The following is a 24381-nucleotide window of genomic DNA, read 5'->3' as shown; positions in this document are numbered from 1 at the left end:
CTCGATTTGCAAAAATGAATTAACCCGCAGATGGCTCTTCCTTGTAGTGCTTAATGTCGCCGTGCAACATAACTTCTGCGTTACTGCTTTCAATTACGACTTTGCATAAAGAAGCCGGGTGAATATAAGGCGAATTCCACATTTCCTTTAAGGGGATTTTTTCAAAATGAGCCATGATTAATTTTACGACCACGGTATGCGTTACGATTAAAATGGAACGTCCTTCGTTGGTGTGTACGATCTCATTTAATTTTCGGATCGCGCGGTGCTGAACATCTTCAAATCTTTCGCTTCCGGGTACATAAAATTGCGCAGGATCGTTCCAGAAATAATGGAGTTGTTCGGAATCGTTAGCTTTCAGCTCAGACTGACTTTTGCCCTCCCAGGCACCCAACCTGATTTCTTTAAAATCATCGCAATCCGTAATAGGTAACTCTCTTTTTCCCTTTATAATCTCAGCCGTTCTGCGCGCCCGCATGCTGGAGCTTGAATAGGCAACGTCGATCGGTTCTTGTCGAAGCGCCTCCTCCAACCATTCAGCTTGACTGACACCCAATTTTGTTAAAGGAGAGTCCCGGTGACCTTGCATTCTTTGCTCTACATTCCACTCCGTTTGTCCGTGCCTCACTAAATAAATGATGGTTTTCGATGGCATTTTGATGCTCCTCCAAATCATGCGAATTATTTAACAACAGTCCCAAACGAAATCTTCATATTGGGCGCATAAATGAGCCACGAACGAATGTTAAACTCCTTTGAAAGCAACAGTTCTGCTTCATACTGGCTCTTCGCTTCGTCCGCCGTTAAACCTCTTTGAACAAGTCGGTCTAAAGTTTCCTTCCTATCTCCAGGTGGATGCCCGATTCCTTCAGCCGCTAACGAGTTGAAAAGTTCTTCATTAGAAGCGAGATCGGCCGTCGGGTCCAAGAAATTTACTTTGTCGCTCACTCTGCATTCAATGTTCTTTAATCCCAGTTGACTTAATAATGCCGGAACACGAATTCCGATATTCCCGTCCTTGCCATGTCGCTCGCCGTCTTTTTCGAATAGCTTTTGCAATATCCCTAATGGAATCACTTTCGATTGTTCCAGCCCTTCATATCGATAGTTAGACATGTTGGCAATCCAATGGGGCTCGAAGCATATGACTTTTCCATGATGAACGACGCTTTGTACCATTTTCCTAAGCGTATTCTCCGGGTTTTTCATATGTAACAGAAAGGCATGGCAAATCGCGATGTCATACGCTTCCTGCAGATCGAGTTCCTCGACGTCACCTCGTATAAATTCAGTTGGATACAGTTGTTTAGCAAAGATCTCTTTTGCCTTTTCGATCAACGCTTCGCCTTTATCTACGCCCGTGTAACTCGAGCCCTTCGGGAGCATGGGCAGCAGTTTGAGGCCGAGGTATCCGTATCCACATCCGTAGTCAACGACTTTAACGGGCTCATTAATTTTCCAAACTTTTTGAATTAAAAACTCAAGGTAATCATCGTTGTAATACAGCCCGCGCGTTTGTTTAAGATATTCGATCCGATTATCCCATTCATATTCGGACATGATCGCACTCCGCGCCTTGTTTCCTACGCGAGATAACCGTCGTCATTACCGGCAATTTATAATGAACGCCATTTTCATCATACTCAACGAGAAGCACGGATACTTTCCATTTCATTTTTTATACCTAAATCTCCGTTACGTAATATCCAAATGCATTCACGATCTTTGTATGATGATAGTGATGAATCCTTTCATTTCTTCCATAGTTTAAGTGCTGGTGTCCGTGCAACAGAAGCTTCGGACGATATGCATCCATAAAATCTCTAAAACAGACAAAGCCTTTGTGACATAAATCCTCCCCATCTCCAAGCTTGTACGCCGGAGCGTGCGTAATTAAAATGTCGATACCTTTATGAAACCACAGGCGGGGTTTTATTTTGGATATTCTCCAATTCATTTGCTTTTCAGAATATTGATGGCCGCCGGCGCTGTATCTGTGACTTCCGCCGAGTCCAAGGAATCGCAAACCTTTGTAAGTAACAATCTGACCTTCAATGCACTGACAGCCCTCGGGAGGATTCAATTTATAATCAGAATCATGGTTGCCGTGAACGTAAAATAAAGGCGCATGGATCACACTCACTAGGAACGATAAATATTCCGCCTTCAAATCGCCGCAAGAAATAACTAATTCAATATCTTTAAATTTAGTCGCATCGAAATGATCCCATAAATACTTCGATTCTTCGTCGGAGACAACTAATATTTTCATTAATCCTCCACCAAAAGATTTATCGCACACAAAATAAATATACCACTACACCTAAATATTGGTAGTGGTATTATAGCTTCAAATATTATTTTCGTCCGTAAATTCAATACAGAAGGGTTGGGCTGCCGGATTCAGACAAAGCTCAATTCTTTTCCTAAAATTTTTCCAAGTCACCATTTCCAACGCTTCCTCGAGCGGGAAAAAACCAGAATCCAGACTTTCAACCGTCCGAATCAGATCACCGCCAACGGGTTTGGCTAAAAATAAGGTGTTACAAATCGAGTTTCCTACATTCTGAAAAATCCCGCAAAATTGAATGATCTCGATGTCTATTCCTGACTCTTCTTTTGTTTCCCGAATGGCAGCCTGACTTAAGGATTCGCCAACTTCGACCTGTCCCCCAGGCATCTCCCATCCTCTTCTGGGTCCTTTGATGAGTAACAATTCATTTTTATCATTAATTACAATAGCAGCTGCAGAAACGATATGCTTTGGCGGATTCATCATTGCACCCCCCGCTTTATGAACGCCCTAACCCTTAATTTCATTATTTATAAGGCGCGGCCTACCGGGTAAATACTCTAGGACAACGCTGTCATCTTCATTATAAAAAACCGTCACTTCATCCATGGCATCCATACTGGATGATAGCACATAAACGTTTCTTTTCTTTTTACTTCGATCAACGTAGGAATAAACTAAATAGACTAAATTATTTTCATTGTATGTAATATACGATTTCTTCCATTCTTTATAGGTTCCTTTTGCCATATAGCCTGTCTGTATTAAAATCAATTTCTTGTTCGCTCGAACGATACTTATTTAGACTAATGTCCCTCCGGTCAACAACAATGCTACCGCAGTTGTCAATGAGCTCAAGTCGTTATCCAAAAGAAACAGTACGACTATTCCTACCGCCACGATTAGCAAGCTTATTTTCGTAAATCTGGTTCCTACCCGTATTTTGAATTTGAGGGTATTTGATAAGGGTCTCAATTTATCATCCTTTAAGTTAAATACCATTCGGTATTACTTTGCGATAAATTCTCTTATGATTTTAATTCTAGAAACTTCAATTCGCCCAGTAACAGCTTGCAGCAGATCTGTACCTTCCCAGTATTCAAATTGTCTTAATTTTTCATATTCGAAAATTCTAGTCCAGCTTTGTTCCTTTGTTATTCTCGATTTTCCGGAATCGTATTGTTCATCCTCTGCTTCAGTAAAGGCGAGAAATTGATCATTGAGCACAACGTGCCAAGCCATAAAGTCCGATATTAATATTTCATCAGGCTCAAGTTCAACTTTCAGTAAGATTCCAGGATGACCTCTTTTTAATTTGCTTCCTATTCTTAAAGTAGGCCTTGCGGTCCATAACCAAACTGGATGCTCCTGTTTATACTGGGCAAGTTTAAGCTTCATTTGTCCCATCATCCAAGCATAGCTATCTTCAAATCCCAAAATAGCATATTCTGGATTACCGGTGAGATATCCTAACGATTGAGCCCTCTTCCACGCTTCAATATGCTGGATTGTCCAAAGCTTCATGGAATACTCCCTCAATTAACTTTCAAATGTTTAAATATCTAAACCCAAAATATCCCGTTCTCATCCACCGCTTTTAGTTGCGTTTCAAAGTTCGTATCGGGCTCAATGTCATCGATAAAATGCCATTTATTTCTGCTGTCCTGCCAGTAAACTTTCCAATGGCTATCCTCGAATCTGAATTGCGCGATCGGAAATTCTACACGTTCGCCGGGCATATAAGAAGGTTTCTCTTGCGATAAAGTAACCGTATTGCCTCTGAACTTATATTTAATTTGTATTTCATGCTTCAAGTGATTAGGAATCTTCTTATCCATATAATTGTTCAGAATTTTTTCGATCCGTTTTTTAGTAAATGAATCCAGCATGTGCGTGCTCCTTATTTTCAAATGCTAGCATTGATATTTCATATGTATTGTAATAAATTTATTTGCTCCGATGCTATTTGATTTCATATCAAAAGGTTTAAAACCGAACTTGGAATAAAAGGCTAACCCTCTTGCGTTCGTACTATGACAAGCTAGATTTAGCTGACTTGCTCCTAAATTAACTTTAGCTTTTTCGAGCATCACGTTTAATAGATACTGAGATGCCCCTTTTCCTCTGTAGTCAGGCGATACAATCACATTTCCCAACCAGAAGCTTCTGTCCTCTTCCCCCTTATAAAGGTTAGCATATGCCACCACTTCTTGCGTATCGCTATCGACAATAACGGTTGGATCGAATCGATCCTTAACTAAATTCATTATTTGCTCCGGCGTCAGCGGGAAAACAAATCTGGGACTTACATAAAATAATTCCTCTTCGGATTGAGGAAACGTGCAAATCGTATCCAGATCTCTGCTTTCAAGGGCTCTTTGAACATACATACTACGCCTCCCCACCCTCCTTTTTACTCAGTTGCTACATGAATTGCTTCATAATCTCCTTCGCTTCTTTTCTCGTCTTTACAATAATGATTTTCTTATTATCTTTGAAATGCATGATTTGGCCCAGTACGTCTCGTTTTCCCGTGAAATCTGATTCTTCGTTTAATAATTCGATATAAACACAACCATGTGGACATATCTAAAAAAATAACCGTATCGGCGCGTCGTAATCTCAAATTCAATGTTCTCGAATAATTGCCGTCCATAATCCACTGCTCTTGATCAGCGGTCTTTATAACGAATTGATCCCATTCTTCGTTTGTAATTTGACGAGGACTACTTAGCGCCGTTGAGCCTGTCGAACTCTTCCATTACAACATGCATTTGGACAAGGTGACGTTTGGCATGCTGGCATAGAAAATAAATGTATTGATAAACATCGATTTTCCCAAGATGATTTACCGTCATCGTGGTCTTATATAAAGTACCTTCGCCGTTAGGTATTTCGTTAAGGATTGCCCGGCACTCGTTGATTTGCGCTTCCATGAGTACTTTAATTTCTGCTATCGTTTTCTCGCCTCGCGGTTCCATATGTTCTGGTCGTATCCATTCAAATGATTTATGCTTCGCGATTTCATCGAGCTCCCCAAGATTATATCGATAATTTAAAAGCGCTTGATCCAAGTCTGCTTTTAATGCAAGTTCCTTAGCCTTACTCCTTCCTTTCCGAATCAAAATTAACAGGAAGTGACTCGTTAATGTAACATGCTCTAAAATTTGCTCCAAACTCCACCCTGTTCGAGGCGTATAACGAAGCACATCAGAATCTAAATCATACCAAGTAGAGTAATCGTTCAGCGTTGCCCAAAGCTCTTGATCTATAAATTTTATCGTATGATGGACTGTCAAAAGTTGTTCTCTTGCCTGGATCAGCCACGAATGTACTAGCTTCAATTTTGATCTATTTTTCCAAATAGAATCCAGATATATAAACACGCCTTTATCGAGTTTTTGATTATAAACCTGATCTCTAATTTCTAACAAGTACGCTTGATCACCTGGCAGCTCCCATGAAATTTTATCCGAAATAAATAACACCTTATCCAACAATTCGGCATCGGGTTTTAACGTCGTGTGGCATTCGATTGCTGACAAAATATTTTGATCCGTCATATTAAAAATGGCCTCTGCCATCGCTCTCGAAAGTTTCTGATGCAAAATTCGCTCGTACTTTAGCTCCTCCTCCAGAATGTCGATTGAAAGCTGCTTCGCGGTCTCTAGCATGTTTCTTACCGGAATTACATTACTTATATCATGCAACAAACCTGCTTGCTCAGCCTTCGCAGGATCGACATCATAAAGTTCCGCCACCTTTCGAGCTTCCGCTGCGACCTTTAATGTATGTTGAAGGGTCTCAACATCGTCATGCAGCTTAAAAAACGCTTCAATGTCCCTCGTCAAATCCCCGGACAACGGGATTTCATAGGCTTTAAGTGCTTGGTTCATAAACCTCACCTCTGCAATTAGCTTAAAAAAAAGGCACCAAGGTTCTATACCTGATGCCTGGTGATCCGATCTTTAATATCCTGCTCTTTGAATGTTACCTTCTGCCGTTCCAATTCATTGCCGAGCCTCCGGTTTTCTTTATAGTATACTTTTAATGAAGGTTATTGGAACAAAAAAGTTAATCATCCCCATTTTTCGATGCTTGGATAAATTAATCCACTAACTGTCCCGGGAATAACTAAGAAGAGAAACATCCATTTAAAATCATGGGACAAAAGAAAAAGTATACAAAATCCTGCTAAAAAACTAAGCCCTCCCAACAAAATAGACGAGTATAGAACGTTTACTTTTATATTTATCTTCCTAAGCAGAAATTCTTTAAAATAAGACAAGGGCAGCAAAATCAAAATATTGTAGATCCACATTACAAACAACTCGTAACTTTATCATTAAACTTGTCCATAAAACTCCTTCTTGATTGATCGTTATGTTTTGCTATACTCTCGTTAAAGATCACCGCATCCGTTTACGTCTGTATACCTTCCAAACATAGATTCCCGCCGCGGCGACGAGCACGATGGCCGATATATATAAGAAAAGATTCAAGGACGGATCCCCTCCGCCATTGCCGTCAACCAGAGCGGCGCCTTCGATCTCTGCTTTGCCAAGCTGAGCGATCGCATCGTCGGCCTTGGTCAGCGGGATGTTGCCGCTGCAAAGACTGGTCCGCAGCTGCTTGTGCTCATCCTGATAGGCGAATACGAGATAAGTTTGATTTCTTTTGAAACCGGTACCGCATGACGAGGCATCGCCGTCGATACTCTGAATCGTGACTCTTTTGGTCGCTACGCCTTTCCACGCCCGCTCCACCTTAAAGGAATATTGTCTCGTCTCGCTCGCGGTGAAAAAGCTGGAGAATCCTTTATGGACCACTTTGCCCACGAAAACGGCTGAAGAGTCTTCCAGTTTTTTCGGGATGCTCGAATCGACGCAGCTGCACGCGGAGGCTCTGGATGGCGGAAACGAAACGAGTCCTGCAAAAACGAAAATCACCAGCATGAAAACGGTAACGAAACGGTGCATCTTTAACCTCCATTCGCGGCAGCCGTCCAAATACCGTAAAGATTGCGCCTAGCCGCCGAGTTATGATGTTACCTCCGTTATATCATAAATAACATATTCAGGAAAACCCAAAGAAACGGTAGGCCTGCCCGACATCCGATAGCGTGAAAAAGGATATGCGCAAGCCAAAAAACCTCCGTCAGGGAAGATCGCCCTGACAGTCCTTTGAGGTTTGGCGGATATCCGAAACTCGAATCGCGCAGAACGACTAACTATAACCCATTCGACAGACGTTCTGATGGGTTCGCGTATCTTTTTCCGCGTCGTTCTTTCGCCGCAATGCCTGCAAATATACAGCTATTTTCGCCGATATCTCCCTTTTTGGTCGGAAAAGATGCAAATACGCAGGTATTTTCCACCAAAGGCCCAGTTTACGGCTTGTGCTTTGAATTTACCTGCACATTTGCAGGTATTTCATCGAGTGTCGCGGCTCGCTAGAAAATACATGTCCGTATGCAGGCTTTTTCGCCCCGCCAAACTTCCGAAAAACTTCCGAAAAACGCCCGCGCGCCGATCGCGTGCCTGCCTGTCCACGAATCGCCGCCGCCTATAATCAGGTTTCTTTCATGCCAAAAAAGAGCGACCCGCGCCAGGCGGATCGCTCTTTTTACGAAAATGACGAGAACTTACCGGCGGACGCTTCGCAATTGCCGGTACAGCGCGGAGATCCCGAAGCATACAGCAAGACTGATCGCGCCGCCAGTGAGATCGACGAGCACGTCTTGATAAGTCGGCGTACGGGCCGAGGAATAGCGCTGGTTCCATTCGTCGAGAATCGCGACGAGTCCGACGACCGCCATCGACAGCGCCGCCGCGGCAGACGGGCGCAATCGGAACAATCGAAGCACAAGCGCGGTCACGGCCGCAAGCACGCCGTAGACGAACAAGTGAGCGCCCTTTCGAAACGCGAATTCGATCATCCCGTACGGATTGACGTCCCGGCGATATTCCTTGCCGTCGTAATGGATGTCCAAGCCCGGCGGCAGCAACCGCTCTGCCTTTTCAAAGGATAACGTTCGAAATAGAAGCGGCTGAATCGTCTGCTTGCTGTAAGGCTGCGACGACAACTTGAAGATGACAACAACGACGCAGCACAAAAGGACAAGCGCTACAAGACGCCTCCAACTGATTTTGTCGGTCATGATGCCTTTCTCCTTTCTACTTTCTGCCGCTAGACCTGCCCCGCTTCGGTCAGCCTGCCGAGCAGATCGCCGCGCGCTTCCAGATATTCAATTAAGGCGGCGACCGATTCATTCGCCGATTCCGTCTGCGTATCGATCGTCAGCTCCGGCCGCTCGGGGACGTCATACGGCGCGCCGATGCCCGTAAAGCTCGGAATCAAGCCGCTTCGCGCTTTTTTGTAGAGCCCTTTGGGGTCCCTACGCTCGCACTCTTCGAGCGAACAGCGAACGTAGACTTCCGCAAAATCGCCCTCCTCGAACAAATCTCTGACCATCTGCCGGTCATCGGCGTTCGGAGAGACGAGCGCCGCCAGTACGACGATTCCCGCATCGACGAACAGCTTGGACACCTCGCCCACTCTGCGCAAGTTCTCCCGCCGGTCGCCCTCGGAGAACCCCAGATCGCGGCACAGTCCATGGCGGACGTTGTCGCCGTCCAAAACGTAGCAGGCGATGCCGCGGGCATGCAGCTCCCGCTCTAACGAAAAGGCGAGCGTCGACTTGCCGGATCCCGGCAGTCCCGTGAACCAGAGTACGCGGCCGGAGTGCCTGTTTTTGCGCTCTCGATCCTCACGCGAAACGCCTGGGCGCTGCCAGGTTACTTGGCCGACAGGCTTATCTCCTCGTCCTGCCGCTCTGCCGGACACGCCAGCTTCTTCTGCGGTCGTCTCGTTAATTTTCATTCGAATTCCTCCCGGAGTCGCCCGCCAGCCATCTCGCGAGCGCTTATCTAACGCCTGCCGGCCATTCGACGACGCCGTCGACCGGATGGCCATCCTGCATGCCTACGCGGCCGTCTTTCCGCACGATCGCCTCTCCTTGCTCCATGACGACGACTTGATCCGCCCCCCGGATGGTCGACAGCCGGTGCGCGATGACGATGATCGTCATTTTTCCCTTGAGCCGGTCAATGGCCTCCTGGATGCGCGCCTCGTTGTCGGTGTCGAGCGCGCTCGTCGCCTCGTCCAGCACGAGAATCGACGGCTTCCTGAGGATCGCGCGCGCCAGCACGAGACGCTGACGCTCGCCGCCCGACAGCCGGACGCCGCGGTCGCCGACGACCGTGTCCAGCCCTTCGGGCAGACGCCTGACGAATTCTTCAGAAGCCGAGAAGCGCAATGCCTCCCACAACTCCTGCTCGCTTGCTTCGGGCCGTACAGCTAACAAATTGTCGCGAATGCTCTCATGGAACAAAAAAGGTTCCTGTGCAACGTAGCTCACCGCATGTCGCAAATTGAGCCGCCGTTCGCCCGTCACCGGCAGACCGTCGATCAGCACCGATCCGCGCTCGGGCTCAAGCAGCCCCATCAGCAGGTCGACGAGCGTACTTTTGCCTGCGCCAGACTTGCCTACGATTGCCGTCATCTTGCCCGCCGGTATGTGGAGGCACACGTCACGCAGCGCATAATCGGCGTTCGGGTCGTCGCCGTACCTGAAGTAGACGTGGCGGCACTCGATTCCCGTCCTGACCTGCAGCCCTTCCGCGCGCTCGACGGTTCCGTCGCTGCCCGCCTCGCGGGCTTCGGCGCATTCGCGCTCGAGCTCGCGCAGACTGCGGAACGCCGGAATCGCTGAGCCGATCTGCTCCGCATTCGATTGAATCTGGGCGAAGCGAGGCCACAGCCGCGCGAACAGCACGACAATGAGCAAGAGTTCGCCCGCGCCGACGTGCAGCGCCTCGACGGCCAGATACACGAACAAGGCGATCAACGCCGCGGATGAGATCTTGTACAAGCTCGAGGTGGTCGCCTGCAGCCGTGCGAAGGAGATAAAGTTAGCCTCCATCCGCCCGGTCAGCCCGCGGAACCAGCCGAGATAAGAGTCCTCCAGACGGTTGCTCTTAATGTCCTTGATGCCGTTGAAGTGGTCCGTCAGTCCCGCGTAATATTGCTGCGAGAGCTCGCTCGTCCGGTTGCCGACTTCCTTGGCCCGCCGGATCTTGCGGCGCATGACGATCGCGATCGCGGCCCCGCTCGCGAGCACGACCGCCGTCAGCTTGGCCGACAGCCAAAAGGCGATCCCGATCTGGATGACCGTAAATGCCAGCGAGGAAGCGAGCTGCAAAAACAGGTAAGTCGCCTGGCTGACCCGCGCCAGCTCGGACGTGAGCAGGTGATGGAAGTCGGATCGCCGGCGACGCAGGAAAAAGATCCAATCGGAACGCATCAGCGACGCATACAGCGTGAGTCGCAGATGCCGGATAAAGCCCTGCTGCAGCCGGGTGCCGCGAATGCTCTGCGCCCGCTGCAGCAGCGACTGCAGCGTCACGATAAGCACGTAGGCAGCCAGCAGGACCGGCAGGGCAAGGTGCGCCGGCAGCTCGCGAAGCGCGGACAGCGCCTCGCCGGCAAAAGGGAGACTTCCTGTGCCTCCCGCGCCAGTGCCGATCAAGCCGAGCAGTCCGAGCATCGGCGCGAGCATGTAGATGCCGATGCCGTCGAACAGGCCGAGCGCGACCATCGCGAGCAACTGGGCGTACAGGCGCATTCCCGCGTAGCTGCGCAGCCGGTTCAAATAAAACCGCAGTTCATTCATCGCCTCACTCCGTCCTCAAGTCTCCTGACGAACCTGTCTCCACAGCCAGACGAACGGCCGTAGCGGAAAATAAAGAAAATACAAAGAGCGCGGCAGCGGCAGCGCTTTGGTATCCCGGAAGCTGGGATACAGCCGGCTGATCGCATAGCCCCATTTTTGGCGCGTCGTCTTCAGTTCGAACAAATAACGCTTGTAAATCCGCGACACTTCTCCGGCACTCGGATCTGTCGTCAGTACGACCGTATCGCGGATAAAACCGAGCGCGCGATCGGCCAGTTCGGGACCTCGACCGCCGGCGAGCACACGGCTCATCTCGCGGGGAACCGGCGTATGCAAAAGTCCCGAAGCCAGCACGAGCGCCTGCCCCGCCTGGTCGAGCGCGCGGTAGCGCCGCAGCAGCGGAATAATCGCGCTCCAGTCCAGCTCGCGCCCGACCATGCGGTCGATGTCCGCAAGCCACCGCAGCCGGAACCAGCCGTGGCGTGCGCCGTGCGTCACCAGGTACATGAACAGGTGCGCGTCGCCCGGCATATAGACAGCGTCGGACAGCGCGCAGGCTTGCCGATCCCGCCAGAGCGCTTCGAACGACGGCTCCTTGCCGTTTTCGCCGTTCAGGCGCCAGTGCACCTCCACCTGGATCCCGGACTGCGGATTCGTGAAGGAGACGTGATGGATCTTCCACTTCCAGTCTCCGAGTCCGCGCGGGATCGGCTCGTCCGCCCGATAGCCGAGCTCCAGCAGCAGACGCTCCGCGCGCTCCAGATCGCCGACGGGGATGAGAATATCCAGGTCCTTGGACGTCCGCAGCGAAATGTCTCCGTACAGCTGCCGGGCAAGCGCCGGACCTTTAAGCGCCAGCGAACGTACGCCCCGTTCGCCCAGCGACCTGCACAGCCGGTCCAATTCGCCGCTCAGCCGAAGCATCCGCCATGTGTTCTGACGGTAGTCGCCGCCCAGGGCTTGCAGGACATCGGACGGAATCAAGCCGGTGCCGTCCCGATCTCCTCGGATCTGCGGATAGACCCGGTGATGACGGACCAGCTTCACGAATTGATTCCAATCGATGTTCGGCAACGGAGGCGCCTGCTGCGCCTTTTCCTCCTGCGCGGCATCGCTGCGCATCGCCGCCAGCATCGCGGTCAGTTCTCTGGGAAAAGCAGTCGTATCAAGCTCGAATGTTTGATTCATGCCTCGCACCTTCTATCTTTTCAGTCGAATAGTCCGTGCCGAATACAGCCACCGTCGTGAACAATCGCCGCTCCCCGGCGCCCGTCAGATAAACCGGGCCGCTGCGGAGCCATGCATGCGCGATGAGGTTCCCTTGCTTGTCCTTAGCCGTGCCGAGATAAAGCGTGCTGTCCATGCTCCGCCGTTCCAGCATTTTTTTGGCCGCGAGCGCCTGGACGAGACATTGGCTCTCCCAGAACGTGTGGCGGCTCATCGTCCGCACCGCTTCCGAGATGCTTCGCACGACGCGCTCGGCGCTCAGATCGTGCACGTGCGGCGTCTCCGTCATCGGCCGCCCCAGCTTCGGCGCGAGCCGGCCGAACGGCAGCGCCTTCAGAATTCGCGCCCACGCCAGATAGACGAGCGCCTCCAGCATGAGCCGCCGTCGCGCGGCGGGCCAGCCCATGAACTTTCTAAGGCTCCGCATCAGGACGGACGCACCTCGATTAGCGACTCCCGATACATCTGACGCAGAAAAGCAAACGCCTCCCGTTCGCACGTCGCCCGCTCAACCTCGTATTCCGCGGCGAGCGTATCGACCAGCCGGCCGATATCGATGGGCTCCTCGATCAGATCCCAGATCCGTCCGCCGACGGCGCCGAGATTGTAGTACTTGCCCGTGCGCGTGCTGAACATCACCTTTTCGCCGTTCATGTCGCTTGCCATATTGCCCTCTGCCCGCACGACGATCTGCTCGGTATCGTGCGTATCTTTCAAGCCTGCTTCGATCATACCGGTAGGCCCCCCTTGTCGAATTGAATCATGATCTCTGCGAGCTCTCTCGCCGTAAACCCGGCGGACGGTCTGGACAATCGACCGACCGTGATGCCGGATGCAATGCCCGATGCCGCGCGGAAATGCCAGTCGACGAGACCGAGCCGGGGAATCAGCGCCTGCCGGTACGTATGCTGCAGCATGACGCGCAGCCGCTCGAGCACCGGTATTCGGGAGACGCCGATCCGCATTCCCTCCGCCCGCCCCAGTTCGAACACGCCTGCCAGCGGCACGGGGTCCGAACCGAAGCGCTCGGCGACCGGCACGGCGAACTTCTCGGTCTCCCTGTAAATGGTACGGTAAGGAGCGGCATGCATCCCGAGACCGTCCAGACTTTCCCGCCACAGCTTCTGCTGCGGATAGGCGGGCATCACGTAAGGCTTGCCGTCCACGCCCGCCATGACAGCTACGACATCGTCGCTGAGCAGACGATGTCCCATGCCGACGAGCGCCGCGGCTAGTGTCGACTTGCCCGCGCCCGAATCGCCGACGAAGGCGTACGCCTTGCCGCCGATGACGACCGCGCTGCCGTGCAGCGGCAGCAGCCCGCGAATCAACAGCAGCGCGCCGAAGCAGGTGCCGAGCAGGTACACGCGCACCTTCTCCGGATCGGCGCCCGGCAGCGGCGCGACCGAGATATGGCGGCCTTCGTCGATGCAGTAGACGGCCGTATCCGGGATCAGGAAGAGAAAGCGGCTGCCTTCGCGCGTCAGCGAAAAGTTGCTGCCGCTCGCTTCAAGCTCCTCCCGGAGCGTAACCGGATCGGCCGTATCGATCGTCACGTCCGGCGATCCTGCCGTTCGCCCTGCAACTGCCGGTGGCAATTCGGGCAGTCGGATCGTACTCGCCATGTCGAGACCGAAAGCCCTGTAGACCGTCGTCGTCGCCGTTCGTTCGGCCAAAGCCGCATCGATCATCGTAATCGCTCCTTTTTTCGTAAAATGGGATGACTATTTCGACCGCTAAAGCGGATATGGCCAAGGGTAAAGATTTGCCGGTTTCCCTGCGCTGTAGCGAACGGGATAACCGCAAACCGAGAATTTCGTGCATCCTTTTCCAGTAACATCGGATGCGTCCTTAAACTGTATTTACGTGCATACTCGTGCCTCTAACTGCGTTCAAGCCTTGGCGAATGGATAAAGAAGTCCTTATACAGTCCGCTTTCGGACTGTATAAGGACACTTTAAAATTTGAAGCATAATCAGCTCGGCGTGTAGATGTCCATGTCTTCGACAGTGACGAAATCGATGTTCGTCATGCCTTTGCCGTACATCGTCTCGCTGACGTTCAGCGTTTCGAGCTCGGGCGTTTGCCATTGTTGCTTTGCCATTGTGCGTTCACCTCCTTTCAAAAGCCGGGTCCTTGCGCCGGAAGGCGCGACCGGCGTCTCCGATCGTCAGGCGTGCCTTTTAATGAATCTGTACAAGATCACGCTGCGCAGGAGCAGCCTCATCTCCGGGTGAAAAGCGAGCTCTGGACGGGGCTCCCGCCCGATCCCGGCCGCGGCTGCGCGGATCCGGTCGACGTGCAGGTAGCCGGCGACGGCCGAATCGCTGCAGAGCCGCCGCAGCTCGTCCTGCAAGTGCGGCCACATCGGCGCCGCCCGGTGGATCCAATCCGCGCCCTGGACGCCCCGAATCCGCTGGTTGAGCCGGACCTCGTCAGGCAGCACGGACTTCGCCGCGCGGCGGATCAGGGCCCGGTCCATGCCGTCCCGCACGTACTGCTCGACCGGCACCGAGAGACAGAACCTTACGACCCGCAGGTCGCTAGTCGGATCCCGCTCCCAGACGCCGTAGCGCAGGGACAGCTTGGTCGCGGTCGCGCCGTTTTTGTTCGCGGCCGACAGGCTGGCAAGCTTGTCCCTGCGCAGCGAGAAGGGATCCGCCGCCCGGGATCCGCCTCCGCCGCCGCGCAGCTTGGCGAATACGCCCGTGCGCTGCGCGAAGTCGGGGTGGATAAGCATCGCCGGCAAGTCCGGCTCTTCGCCGCCGCGCCGGCCGCCCGAGAGCGCCGGAAAGGCCATCTTCCCCAAGGTCGACAGCAGACGCCGCCGGCCGATGCCTTTGTTCGCACCGAACATGCGCAGCTCGCGCGACAGCCGCATCCACTTCATGCGCTTCAAGAGCTGCGCATAGTAGTCGAGCGCAGGCCCCCACGAGACGGTGAAGTTGCCCCGCGCGCCGGTGAGCAGGACGCCCGCTCCCCGACTGCCCGCACGCTCGTGAATGCCCTTCAGCCAATGCGAGTTTTCAAAAAACTTGTAAGGCGACTCCAGCAGATCGATCCATTCGTCCACTTCGCTCAAAGGGCTGATCCCCTCGAAGTCCATGTACGACGAGTCGATATTTCCGACATGCCTTACCGTGGCCGAGATGTGCGGACGCTCGTCGGCCGCCGCATGACCGGGCGTCCAATCGGCGAAGCCGCTGGACGGCACGCTGCTGTAGGCGTGGAGCGTCTTGCCCTCCTGCAGCAGCGCCCTCGCCGCGAAGCCTGCGACCGCGCCGGAATCGAGGCCGCCGCTGAGCGTCGCCGCGACCTCGCGATGCGTGCGCAGCCTGGCGCGGACGGCTTCGCCGAAGACGTCGCGCATCGCTTCCTCATACTCGCCGTCCGACCTGAGAAGCAGCGGCTTGTCCGGCTCGATCGAGCCGTAGGCTTCGAAACTTGCCCGGCCATCCACGAAAACGACCGAATGTCCCGGCGGCACCTGGCGAATGCCGACATACGGCGTAGCGCCGGCGTCGGTGGACTCGAACATCTCGGGAATCGCCATGAATTCGGCGAGCCACAATTCGTCCAGCCTGCCGCCGATGTCCGGCAGCGCCAGCAGCGGAGCCATCGTCGTGGCGAAGGCGATACGCCCTGTGCCGATGTGGTAGTAGAGCGAGCGGCTGCCGAACAGATCGCGTGCGCCGAACAGCTCCCTGCGGGTCTCGTCCCAGATCATGAACGCGAAGTCGCCGATCAAGTGCGTTGGCGCGAGCCGTCCCCACCTGCGGTACGCGAGCAGGATCAGCTCGCCGTCCGTCACGGCTGACCTGCGGGCGGACGGTACCTCGAGCCGCTCGAACAGGTCGCCGCGATTGTCGAGGATCGCGTCCGCGACGATCCGCAGCCGCCCGCCCGAACCGCCGCCGGCATCGCCGTCCGGCATCCGCTCGCCGACCGATTCCGGCGTAATCCAGCGGATGCGGCATCCGAGAAACGCCGGTCCGTCGTGCCAGGTGCGCACGTCGTCCGCGACGTAACGCGACATGGCGTTCATCATCGCCTCGCCGTCCGCTGCCTCGACCTCCCGGCCGTCAAAGCGGATCAAACCTGCCAGCGCGCTCATTTCTTCCCTCCGCCGGCCATGTAGGCCGATGCGAACCGAGACAGGCGCCTGCCGAAGGGAATGGCCGACTTCAGCCAATCCGCCTTCCGCTTCATTGCGCCGAGCTGCGCGCGGAGATGACGCTGTTCGCGAATGCCGGCTTCGAGCCGCATTTCCAGCGCCCGGACGGTCATCTGCAGCTGGTGTACGCGCGCATCCGCCGCACGAACCTCTTTCGCCTCATCCGCCATCGCCGAAATTGCAACTCTATCCACAGCTCGATCCGCATTTCTATCCTTAGCGCCATCCGCTGCCTTTACTTCGCCAACGCCCCCGCTCCGCATCGCGTACGCCGGCTCCCACCGGTTCCCCGTCGAGTCGGTCAGCTGCTTCTCCCGCAGCGCCAGCAGCGCTTCCTCCGGCTCGCGTTCGAAGCGGGCGCCGGTCCAGCGCTCCGCCTCGGCCAACGCTTCGCCGTAGCCAAGGCCCTCGAAGGTCTTTGCGCCCAGCAAGCGAACGTACAGCTCCGCTTCCTTCTTCGTAAGCGTCTCCTTCCAGGAGCCGACGGCTTTCGTGTGCGGCGCGGCATGGTCCGCGACGTTGGGATCGCCGACGCCCATGCTGAAGTACAGTTCCGACTTCGCCGTCCCCATCCGCTCGCCGTACCGCTCCATGCCCTCCTCGTACTTGATGCCGAGGAACTCGCTCACGCCCGCCAGCTGACCGCGGGGATCCGCGACCAGTGCTTCGTAGCGCAGCCGGTAAGCGTACGGATCGGGCGCAGCGAAGTATTGCATGTAACGCAGCAGTCCGATCGTCAGATCCGCGGCCTTGATATCAAACGCGGAGCCCGTGAGCAATTCCGCAAGGTCCACAGCGCCTCCGCGCGACGCGCCGAGCTTCTTGTACGAAGCGAGCACGTCCAGCGGATTGCGCAGCAGCCAGATCCGCTTGGACCGGGGGAACAGCGCGTCGAGGAACTCCAGCAGATAATAGTATCTCGGCGATTTGTCGACGACGATGTCCGCGCCATCGCTGCCGCGCAGGAGTCCGTTGTACGCCTCGACCGCAAACGACCGGCACGCGTCCGCGAACGCGTCTTCGGGCAGCACGCCGCCGAAAAACCGCTCGAGGATCGCTCCGCCGCCGTACGCCCGCCGCTGCGCCGCCTTCAGGTCGAGCAGGCTCATGAGGAACCACATCTCCTGCGCCGCATACACCCTGCTGTGATTTTGCAGCATGACCGTGGCCAGGGAGCTGCCGCTCCGCGGCGTGCACAGCAGGAATACGAGGTTGTTGCCGCTTGCGTCGACCATCCGGGGCGCCTCCTTCACTTCTTGTTGAATTCGTAGAAATACTTCGGCCGCTGGCCGAGCATGATCCGGTAGATGTCGTCGTTGGTCGCCTTCGCCGCCGTCGCATAGTCCTTGTACGGCCGGTCTGCGACATTGACGAGACCCGAATTGTAATGCTCGCCCCACTCGCCCTGCCAGTGACGGCCAAGGCCCGCCTGGTCCACGTAGTTGAACACGTTGGCGCCGACGACGTACGGCAGCGACGCGACGCCCTCCACGTAATTGCGGTACCGGATGCCGCGCTGCGCCTGGTTCGACGCCGCGTTCTGAATGAGCTGCGCGAGTCCCTGCTCCGACGTGCCGTAGCCGAACTCGCTCATCATGATCGGCTTGCCCGCCTTTGCGTGCAGATCGGCCAGCAAATCGGTCTCGACGTTGTACGAGTAATAATTAAGGCTGATCACGTCCGCGTATTTGCCTTCGGCTGCGCCGATCATGCCGCGCAGCTTCGTATCGCGGAAGGCCGTCACGGTCCACCGGTCGCCGAGCAGCAGATGATGCTGGTCGTACTTGCGGAACACCTTGGATACCGTGCCGTAGAAGCGGTCCAAATACTCCGCGAACAGCCCGTTCATATCGCTCCAGGCGGCAGTCGTTTCTACGGGCAGCTTGGCTTCCTTCAGACTGTCGAACGAGGCGAAGTTCGTCTTCCATGCCTTGTTGAACAAGGCGATCGTGCCGTACTTGGACGCCAGACGCTGCACGAGCCGGCCTTTGATCGCCGCCTTGCTCGCCTTGAGGCCCGGCACGACCTGATAGAATTTGTGAAAATCGTACTCGTTGCCGATGAAGTAGCCGACCAGCATCGGGTCGTCCTTGTACGGCGCGACCGCCTGGGCGAACGCCTTGTCCAGCTTGGCCTCGGCGCCCGTCGCATAGATGTCGAAGATCGACAGGCCGCTGATCTTGGCCCAGCTCATGCTGTCTAGCGGCAGCATGCGCGTGTAGGGGAACAATCCCTCTTCGCCGTACTTCTCCGGAGAGAAACCGCCGATGCCGTTGAAGCCCCACTTTGCAAGCCGCCCGATCGCTTCCATGTAGACGTCGTGCTCCGTCGGGAAGGCGCCGGTCTTGCGGTACTTGTTGGCCGCATAATACGAGAAGCTGTCCGTCCCGAACCAGGCGGGCTTGTATTCGCCGGCATAGGGCGGCACCGCTTCGTAGAGCGTCTCCCTGCCCTTTACGAGCGAATACGTCTCGTTCAGCGTCACGCCGTTGACCGCGAGGCTGAAATAAAGATTGCCCGCCGGGGTCGTCATGACCGGGCGGCCGTTAAGGCGCTGAATTGCGAAGTAGCCGGTCGCCTTGAAGCCGTATTTTTCCTTGCTGCCGGCCAGTCCGCCGTAGGCGTCTCGCCCGGCCGGCGGCTGGAGGCTCGCATAGTAAGCCGCGTCGGCCTTCGCGTCCGCCGCCAGCTGCGACTCGGACGTCACCTTGCCCGTGAAGCTCGCGTCCTCCATCTGGCCGAACCGGTCAAGCTTTACATCATCGCTCGCATTGATGGTATAGCTGCGGATGGGACTCGGCTGCAGCCCTTCCTTAACGGCATACGCTTCCAGCCGGTAGTACCCGTGCAGCGGGATCGGCGCCGTATACGGCAGGAAGTCCGCTCCTTCATTCAGCCGATAGTAAATGCGGGCCCCTTCGGTCGCCGCGGCGAGCGAAGCGAGCATGCCGCCCTTCGTTTTGGACGTCGTCAGCGCCACTGAAGCCGTGTTCAGGTTAATCGCCACGCTGGACACCTGCGGGGTCCAGGATTTGTCCTTGCCCAGCAGCTCGATCTTCAGGTATCGCGTGCCTGCCGGCAGAGACATGTTCTCGTATGCGTACGGCTGCCAGTTTTTCACGGGAATGCCGGCCGGATAGGCCTCGGCGGCGACCTCGTTGTACGTCTCGTCGTCGGAAGAGGCGTAAAATTTCAGCTTGCTCAGCGGAAGGCCGGCAAAATAATAGCTGCTGACCGAAAAGGAAGTCATCTCGTATTCGGTCTTATAGAGAAGCACGCCGGCCCCCAGCGTCGCCCGGACCGCTCGGCGGCCGTCTCCGCCGTAGTAGGCGGGATTGTCGGTCGCCGTATAGACGTTGGCGCGGACGGCCGTCAGATTGAAGTTGTCCAGCTTGTCGTCAATGCCCGGCGGCGGCGAGACGAGCGGGTACGGCGTGTACGAATACGTGGACACGCCGTCCGTCGCCTTCGCCGGACCGCTCGCCGGCTTCGCCGACGTCGTCTTCAGCAGCGTCTCGCTCGCGACCGTGATCGGCGAGCCGTACAGCTTGCGCGTCGCGGAAGTGCGGGGGTCGCTGCCGTCCGTCGTATAGTAGACGGCTTCGTCCTCCTCCTTCGGCGTCAGCATGATCATGCTGCCGTACAATACCGCGCCCGACGGCTTGCTGGCCTCGATGCCGGCGGCGTCGTTCAGCACGACCTCGCCGATCTCAGGCGCGGCGCCGGCGCTACCGCCCTCGAACACGATCTTCAGATACTTCGTGCCGAGCGGGAATCCCCTGGACGCGTAGGTCACGGCCTTGGATTCGCCCGGATCCTCGTGTACGTCCGGCGTCACGCTCCGGTACGTCTCTCCGTCGGCCGAGACCAGAAATTGCAGCCCGCCGCTCGCGACGCTCGCGCCCCCGTAAGTCTGAACCGTGAACGAGCGCATATTGCCCTTCGTCTTGTAGACGAGCTCCTCGCCCGCCGCGCCGCTCGGTGCGACGCGGGTGGCGTCTTGTGCGCCGCCTGCGACCGTTCGCAGCGCGAGCGTCTCGGAATGCCCGTACGTCTGCCCCCAATCGGCAAGGTCGTCGACTTCAATCTCGTAGCTGCCGGGGCTGTCCCCTTGCGAATGAGCGGGGAGCACGACGACGAGCATGCCGTATGCCAGGAGCCAGATCGTTTTTCTTTTCATGATGACGAAGCTCCTTTGGACCGTGCCTTTAATACTGGAGGATCGGCATCTCCTCTCTGACGCCTTGATTCAGGCTCGGGCGGCCGATCGAATAATAGACGAATGCCGTACCGGCAAGATCCGTTTCCTTGAACACGTTGCGCCCGTCGATAAGGATGGGCTGTCGCATCGTCTCCTGCAGGCTGTGCAGGTCTGTTCTCGCGAACTCCTCCCATTCGGTGAGCAGGCACAAGGCGTCTGCGCCGCGCGCGGCTTCGAGCGCGCCGTCGCACCAGACGACGCTGCCGTCCCCGAACAATCCGCGGAAGCTCGGCGTCGCGATCGGGTCGTACGCCTTCACGATTACGCCGCTGTCGACCAGATGCCGGATGATCTCGAGCGCAGGCGATTCGCGCACGTCGTCCGTGTTGGGCTTGAACGACAACCCCCACACCGCGACCGTCTTGCCGCGCAGCTCGCCGCCGAAGATCGTCTCGAGCTTGCGTACGATGCGCATGCGCTGGTCCTGATTGACCTCGACGACCGAGCGCAGCAGCTTGAACTCGTACTCCACGTGGCCGGCGATCTGGATGAGCGCCCGCGTATCCTTCGGGAAGCAGGAGCCGCCGTAGCCGATGCCCGCGTTCAGGAACGCGGTGCCGATCCGCCGGTCGAGCCCCATGCCCGCGGCGACCTCCGCCACATCCGCGCCGACCTTCTCGCAGATGTTGGCGATCTCGTTAATGAACGAAATCTTGGTCGCGAGAAACGCGTTCGAGGCATACTTCAGCATCTCCGCGCTCCGAATGTCAGTCACCATGACCTGCTGGGTCAGGGGCCGGTGTAGCTCGGCGATCCGCTCGGCGGCGGCCGGCGAGTCGGCGCCGATGACCACCCGGTCCGGCTCGAGCGTGTCGCGCACGGCCGAGCCTTCGCGCAGGAACTCCGGCAGCGACACGCTGTCGAAAGGCACGGTGGTCCTGGCGCGGATCAGATCGCGCACCCGCTCGTTCGTGCCGACGGGGACGGTGCTCTTGACGGCGACGATCGCATAGCCGGTGAGCGCGTCCGCGATCTCCGCGGCCGCCGCGTCAATATAGGACAGGTCAGCCTGGCCGCTGGGCAGCGGCGGCGTGCCGACCGCAATAACGACGAGATCGGCGCCGCGCACGGCCTCCGCCAGATCGTGCGTGTAGCGCAGCTTGCCCGCCGCAACGCCTTTGCGCGACAGCTCCTCGAGACCCGGCTCGTAGATCGGTATGCCTCCGCTCTGCAGCGTGGCGATCTTGTACGGATCCTTGTCGACGCAGACGACCGCATGTCCGAGCTCGGCGTAGCAGATCCCCGACACGAGTCCGACGTAGCCGGTACCGATTACCGCGATTTTCAAATGGATCCCTCCTGTGACTCGCATAGTTCCATGATTTCTCCCCAGACCATCTCCAGCCGGACGATATCCTCCTCGATCAGGAGCGTTCCGGTTTGAACCTCGATGATCTCGAGATCCTGCTCCGCGCGCACGCTGTGCATGCTTTCCTTGGGAATCCGGACGACGTCGCCGGCTGCCAGGGACGAGATGCGTCCGTTCAGGACGAAGGTGCCGCTGCCCGCCATGACGGTCCAAACCTCGTCCCGCAGGCTATGGTACTGATAGCTGAGGTTGCGTCCCGCCGCGATCGTGATCCGCTTGGTCAACACCTCGCGTCCGTCCGGATAGACTGCATAGTCCAGCACGCGGTATCTGCCCCAGCGCCGTTCCTCGTACATCGGCCGCTGATCCGCGGACTTAAGCAGGTCCTTCACCATTGGGCTCAGCGCCTTATCCGCGACGAGGATCCCGTCCGGGCTCGCGGCCACGATGACGTCCGACAAGCCGAGCACCGCGATCGGGACGTCCAGCTCGTTGATGACGTGCGCGCCCCGCGTCTGCGGCGAGATCGTGCCCTTGCCGGTAAGCGGCTCGGCGATCTCCTCGGTGAGCGTGTTCCAGGTGCCCAAGTCCTTCCAGTCGCCATCGTAGCGAACGGCTGCGATCCGGTTCGCCTTCTCGACGACCTCGTAGTCGAAGCTGATCTGAGGCAGCGTGTCGTAACGCCTCGCCATCTCCTCATGCTGGATCGGCAGCTCGTGGGCAATGAGAATATTGATCAGAAAATCGAGCTTGAATGCGAACACGCCGCAGTTCCACAGCGCGCCTTCCGAGATCATCGCCTCGGCCTCGGCTTTTGCCGGTTTCTCGCGGAAACCGCGTACGGTCATGAACGGCGCTTGGCCGCCTTCATGCGCGTCGGCAGCCGTGCCGACGCTCCCGTCCTCACCTGCGGCGCTCGATCCGGGCAGGATATACCCGTACTTTTCGGACGGGTACGTCGGCTGCACGCCGACGAGCGCCAGATCCGCGCCGGAAGCGTCCAGCGCACGTTCGAGCTTCGCGAGTTCCGCGAAAAACCGGCCGTCGACGTAAGGATCGACCGGCATGACGACGACCGTTTCGGAGAGGCTTACGCCTTCCATCGCATACAGGTGCGTCGCCGCGAGCGCGATCGCCGGGAACGTGTCCCTGCGCGACGGCTCGGCGATGAGTCTGACATCGCTGCCGAGCTGGCCGTACAAAATCTCAACCTGAGACTTGCCCGTCGCCACGTAGGCATGATCCTGCAGCCCGGCGTCCCCGAGCTGCCGCCATACCCGCTGGATCATCGATTCCGGCCGGCCTGACGGATCCTTGAGCACTTTCAGAAACTGCTTGGAGCGGGAATCGTTGGACAGCGGCCAGAGCCGCTTGCCCGATCCGCCTGACAGGAGCACGATTTTCATGCCATCCCTCCGCTCTTCATGTTCGTCGGCTCCGCCGCCAGCTTGGCCGATGCGATGCCCTGGGTCCAGGTCCTGTAGTAGCGGCCGTTTTTGCCGTACGCGTTGTCGTACAAGACGTTCGGCTTGTCCATCAGACAGGACAGGATATGGCCGTGAAGCCTGGACGTCTGCACGGTACGGTACTGCGCGAACCGCTCGACCGCCTTGCTCACGAGCCGGTCCGAGTACCTGATCCAGAACTTCCCGACAGGCAGCTTGCCCTTGGAAATGCGCAGCACCTTGCCGATCGCGCGGATCGACCGATGCTCCGTACGGCTGTACAGCGTCGACCAATCGAGATCGTCGCCCGTGCCATCGAGCGTCAGCCCGTCCTGCCCGGCCGTTTTCTCGATATCGGTGCGCATGAAGCGGAGCAGATCCCGTGCCGGCTCACCGCCGCCGCGGATCGGCCACAGCTGATGCGCCATGTCCGGGGACAGATAGACGCCGCAGTGCTTGAACTTGTCCTTCGCCATATCCAGCGACAGCGTGTCGCGAACGAACAGATGCACGTCCTTGTGGCGGTTCAGGATATCTGCGGTCCGGTCGAACTCACGCACGTCCTTGTAGTGAATCGTCTGCGGCAGAATGACGACCCGGTTCTTCGGATAGCCGGCGACGACCCGCTCGCGCAGCTTCTGGTGCACGGGGTACAGATCGCCGAAGTTGCCGCCGCCCTGCAGCACGAGAATATGGTCCTTCGGCACGCTCAGCCCGTCGGGAAAATCGAACGCGCTGTATCGCGCCCGCACCCGAATTCCGTTTTCCCTGAAGAAGGCTTCCGTCCCTTTCATAATGAGCAGGTCGCCGCCGTTGGAATAAACGGGATAGTCGATATAATAGATGTTCGAGCCGGGCGGAATGACGTTCAGTATGAGCCTCAGCCGGTTTTTGAGCTCATCCATCGGGTGAGCCGATAAGGTCGCGATCTCCATCCG

Annotated in this window: 23 protein-coding genes; all 23 read right to left on the bottom strand. The window is 56.3% G+C overall.

From position 1 onward, the window contains the following. Positions 1–19 precede the first annotated feature (19 nt). The 23 genes from ACFSR7_RS02890 to ACFSR7_RS02780 all read right to left on the bottom strand — a co-directional run bounded on the left by ACFSR7_RS02890 (position 20) and on the right by ACFSR7_RS02780 (position 24378). Positions 20–655 carry a histidine phosphatase family protein gene (locus ACFSR7_RS02890; RefSeq protein WP_378158934.1) on the bottom strand — a complete coding sequence of 212 codons (636 nt, stop codon included), beginning with the start codon at positions 653–655 and terminating at the stop codon, positions 20–22. A gap of 26 nt (positions 656–681) precedes the next feature. After that, positions 682–1560: a class I SAM-dependent methyltransferase gene (locus ACFSR7_RS02885; RefSeq protein ID WP_378158932.1), complete on the bottom strand. Its 879-nt coding sequence runs from the start codon at positions 1558–1560 to the stop codon at positions 682–684. A gap of 124 nt (positions 1561–1684) precedes the next feature. Beyond that, the gene (locus tag ACFSR7_RS02880) at positions 1685–2272 is read right to left on the bottom strand and encodes a metallophosphoesterase family protein (protein ID WP_378158930.1); all 588 of its coding nucleotides are present in this window, start codon (positions 2270–2272) and stop codon (positions 1685–1687) included. 78 nt (positions 2273–2350) lie between these two features. After that, positions 2351–2776, bottom strand: a complete 426-nt coding sequence (locus tag ACFSR7_RS02875) for an NUDIX hydrolase (RefSeq protein WP_378158928.1) — start codon at positions 2774–2776, stop codon at positions 2351–2353. A gap of 525 nt (positions 2777–3301) precedes the next feature. Then, positions 3302–3817, bottom strand: coding sequence for a DUF3841 domain-containing protein (locus ACFSR7_RS02870; protein WP_378158926.1), 516 nt, complete (start codon positions 3815–3817; stop codon positions 3302–3304). Positions 3818–3855: 38 nt separating this feature from the next. Beyond that, on the bottom strand, positions 3856–4182 hold the full coding sequence (locus ACFSR7_RS02865) for a DUF3024 domain-containing protein (protein ID WP_378158925.1): 327 nt from the start codon (positions 4180–4182) through the stop codon (positions 3856–3858). Between the two features lie 24 nt (positions 4183–4206). Then, complete coding sequence (locus ACFSR7_RS02860) at positions 4207–4683, bottom strand: GNAT family N-acetyltransferase (RefSeq protein ID WP_378158923.1); 477 nt, start codon at positions 4681–4683, stop codon at positions 4207–4209. Between the two features lie 336 nt (positions 4684–5019). Then, on the bottom strand, positions 5020–6189 hold the full coding sequence (yqeK, locus tag ACFSR7_RS02855; protein ID WP_378158921.1) for a bis(5'-nucleosyl)-tetraphosphatase (symmetrical) YqeK: 1170 nt from the start codon (positions 6187–6189) through the stop codon (positions 5020–5022). Positions 6190–6702: 513 nt separating this feature from the next. Then, positions 6703–7272: a hypothetical protein gene (locus ACFSR7_RS02850; RefSeq protein ID WP_378158920.1), complete on the bottom strand. Its 570-nt coding sequence runs from the start codon at positions 7270–7272 to the stop codon at positions 6703–6705. A gap of 665 nt (positions 7273–7937) precedes the next feature. After that, positions 7938–8453: a VanZ family protein gene (locus ACFSR7_RS02845; protein ID WP_378158918.1), complete on the bottom strand. Its 516-nt coding sequence runs from the start codon at positions 8451–8453 to the stop codon at positions 7938–7940. Positions 8454–8482: 29 nt separating this feature from the next. Further along, entirely contained in the window at positions 8483–9175 is a 693-nt protein-coding gene (gene cysC / locus ACFSR7_RS02840; RefSeq protein WP_378158916.1) for an adenylyl-sulfate kinase, read from the bottom strand. Positions 9176–9218: 43 nt separating this feature from the next. Further along, positions 9219–11027 carry an ABC transporter ATP-binding protein gene (locus ACFSR7_RS02835; RefSeq protein ID WP_378158915.1) on the bottom strand — a complete coding sequence of 603 codons (1809 nt, stop codon included), beginning with the start codon at positions 11025–11027 and terminating at the stop codon, positions 9219–9221. 15 nt (positions 11028–11042) lie between these two features. Then, positions 11043–12215: a nucleotidyltransferase domain-containing protein gene (locus ACFSR7_RS02830; RefSeq protein WP_378158913.1), complete on the bottom strand. Its 1173-nt coding sequence runs from the start codon at positions 12213–12215 to the stop codon at positions 11043–11045. Next, a complete protein-coding gene (locus ACFSR7_RS02825) occupies positions 12193–12681 on the bottom strand; it encodes a lasso peptide biosynthesis B2 protein (protein WP_378158911.1) in 489 nt (162 codons plus the stop codon). Before ACFSR7_RS02825 ends, ACFSR7_RS02830 begins: the two co-directional genes overlap by 23 nt. After that, on the bottom strand, positions 12681–12986 hold the full coding sequence (locus ACFSR7_RS02820) for a lasso peptide biosynthesis PqqD family chaperone (protein ID WP_378158910.1): 306 nt from the start codon (positions 12984–12986) through the stop codon (positions 12681–12683). The genes ACFSR7_RS02825 and ACFSR7_RS02820 overlap by 1 nt, the downstream gene beginning before the upstream one ends. Beyond that, complete coding sequence (locus ACFSR7_RS02815) at positions 12983–13945, bottom strand: aldolase (RefSeq protein WP_378158908.1); 963 nt, start codon at positions 13943–13945, stop codon at positions 12983–12985. Before ACFSR7_RS02815 ends, ACFSR7_RS02820 begins: the two co-directional genes overlap by 4 nt. Before the next feature lie 284 nt (positions 13946–14229). Continuing rightward, complete coding sequence (locus tag ACFSR7_RS02810; protein ID WP_282909749.1) at positions 14230–14358, bottom strand: paeninodin family lasso peptide; 129 nt, start codon at positions 14356–14358, stop codon at positions 14230–14232. 66 nt (positions 14359–14424) lie between these two features. After that, positions 14425–16368, bottom strand: a complete 1944-nt coding sequence (locus ACFSR7_RS02805; RefSeq protein ID WP_378158907.1) for an asparagine synthase-related protein — start codon at positions 16366–16368, stop codon at positions 14425–14427. Further along, positions 16365–17663, bottom strand: a complete 1299-nt coding sequence (locus ACFSR7_RS02800) for a sulfotransferase family protein (RefSeq protein WP_378158905.1) — start codon at positions 17661–17663, stop codon at positions 16365–16367. Before ACFSR7_RS02800 ends, ACFSR7_RS02805 begins: the two co-directional genes overlap by 4 nt. A 14-nt stretch (positions 17664–17677) precedes the next feature. Continuing rightward, positions 17678–20608, bottom strand: coding sequence for a chitobiase/beta-hexosaminidase C-terminal domain-containing protein (locus tag ACFSR7_RS02795; RefSeq protein ID WP_378158904.1), 2931 nt, complete (start codon positions 20606–20608; stop codon positions 17678–17680). 28 nt (positions 20609–20636) lie between these two features. Then, positions 20637–21977, bottom strand: coding sequence for a UDP-glucose dehydrogenase family protein (locus ACFSR7_RS02790; RefSeq protein WP_378158902.1), 1341 nt, complete (start codon positions 21975–21977; stop codon positions 20637–20639). Then, complete coding sequence (locus tag ACFSR7_RS02785; protein WP_378158900.1) at positions 21974–23404, bottom strand: sugar phosphate nucleotidyltransferase; 1431 nt, start codon at positions 23402–23404, stop codon at positions 21974–21976. Before ACFSR7_RS02785 ends, ACFSR7_RS02790 begins: the two co-directional genes overlap by 4 nt. Further along, complete coding sequence (locus tag ACFSR7_RS02780; RefSeq protein WP_378158898.1) at positions 23401–24378, bottom strand: polysaccharide pyruvyl transferase family protein; 978 nt, start codon at positions 24376–24378, stop codon at positions 23401–23403. The genes ACFSR7_RS02785 and ACFSR7_RS02780 overlap by 4 nt, the downstream gene beginning before the upstream one ends. Between the last annotated feature and the right edge of the window lie 3 nt (positions 24379–24381).

The sequence above is a fragment of the Cohnella sp. GCM10020058 genome (assembly GCF_042683485.1).
Classification (GTDB): domain Bacteria; phylum Bacillota; class Bacilli; order Paenibacillales; family Paenibacillaceae; genus Cohnella.
This window is presented reverse-complemented; position numbering and strand designations above follow the sequence as displayed.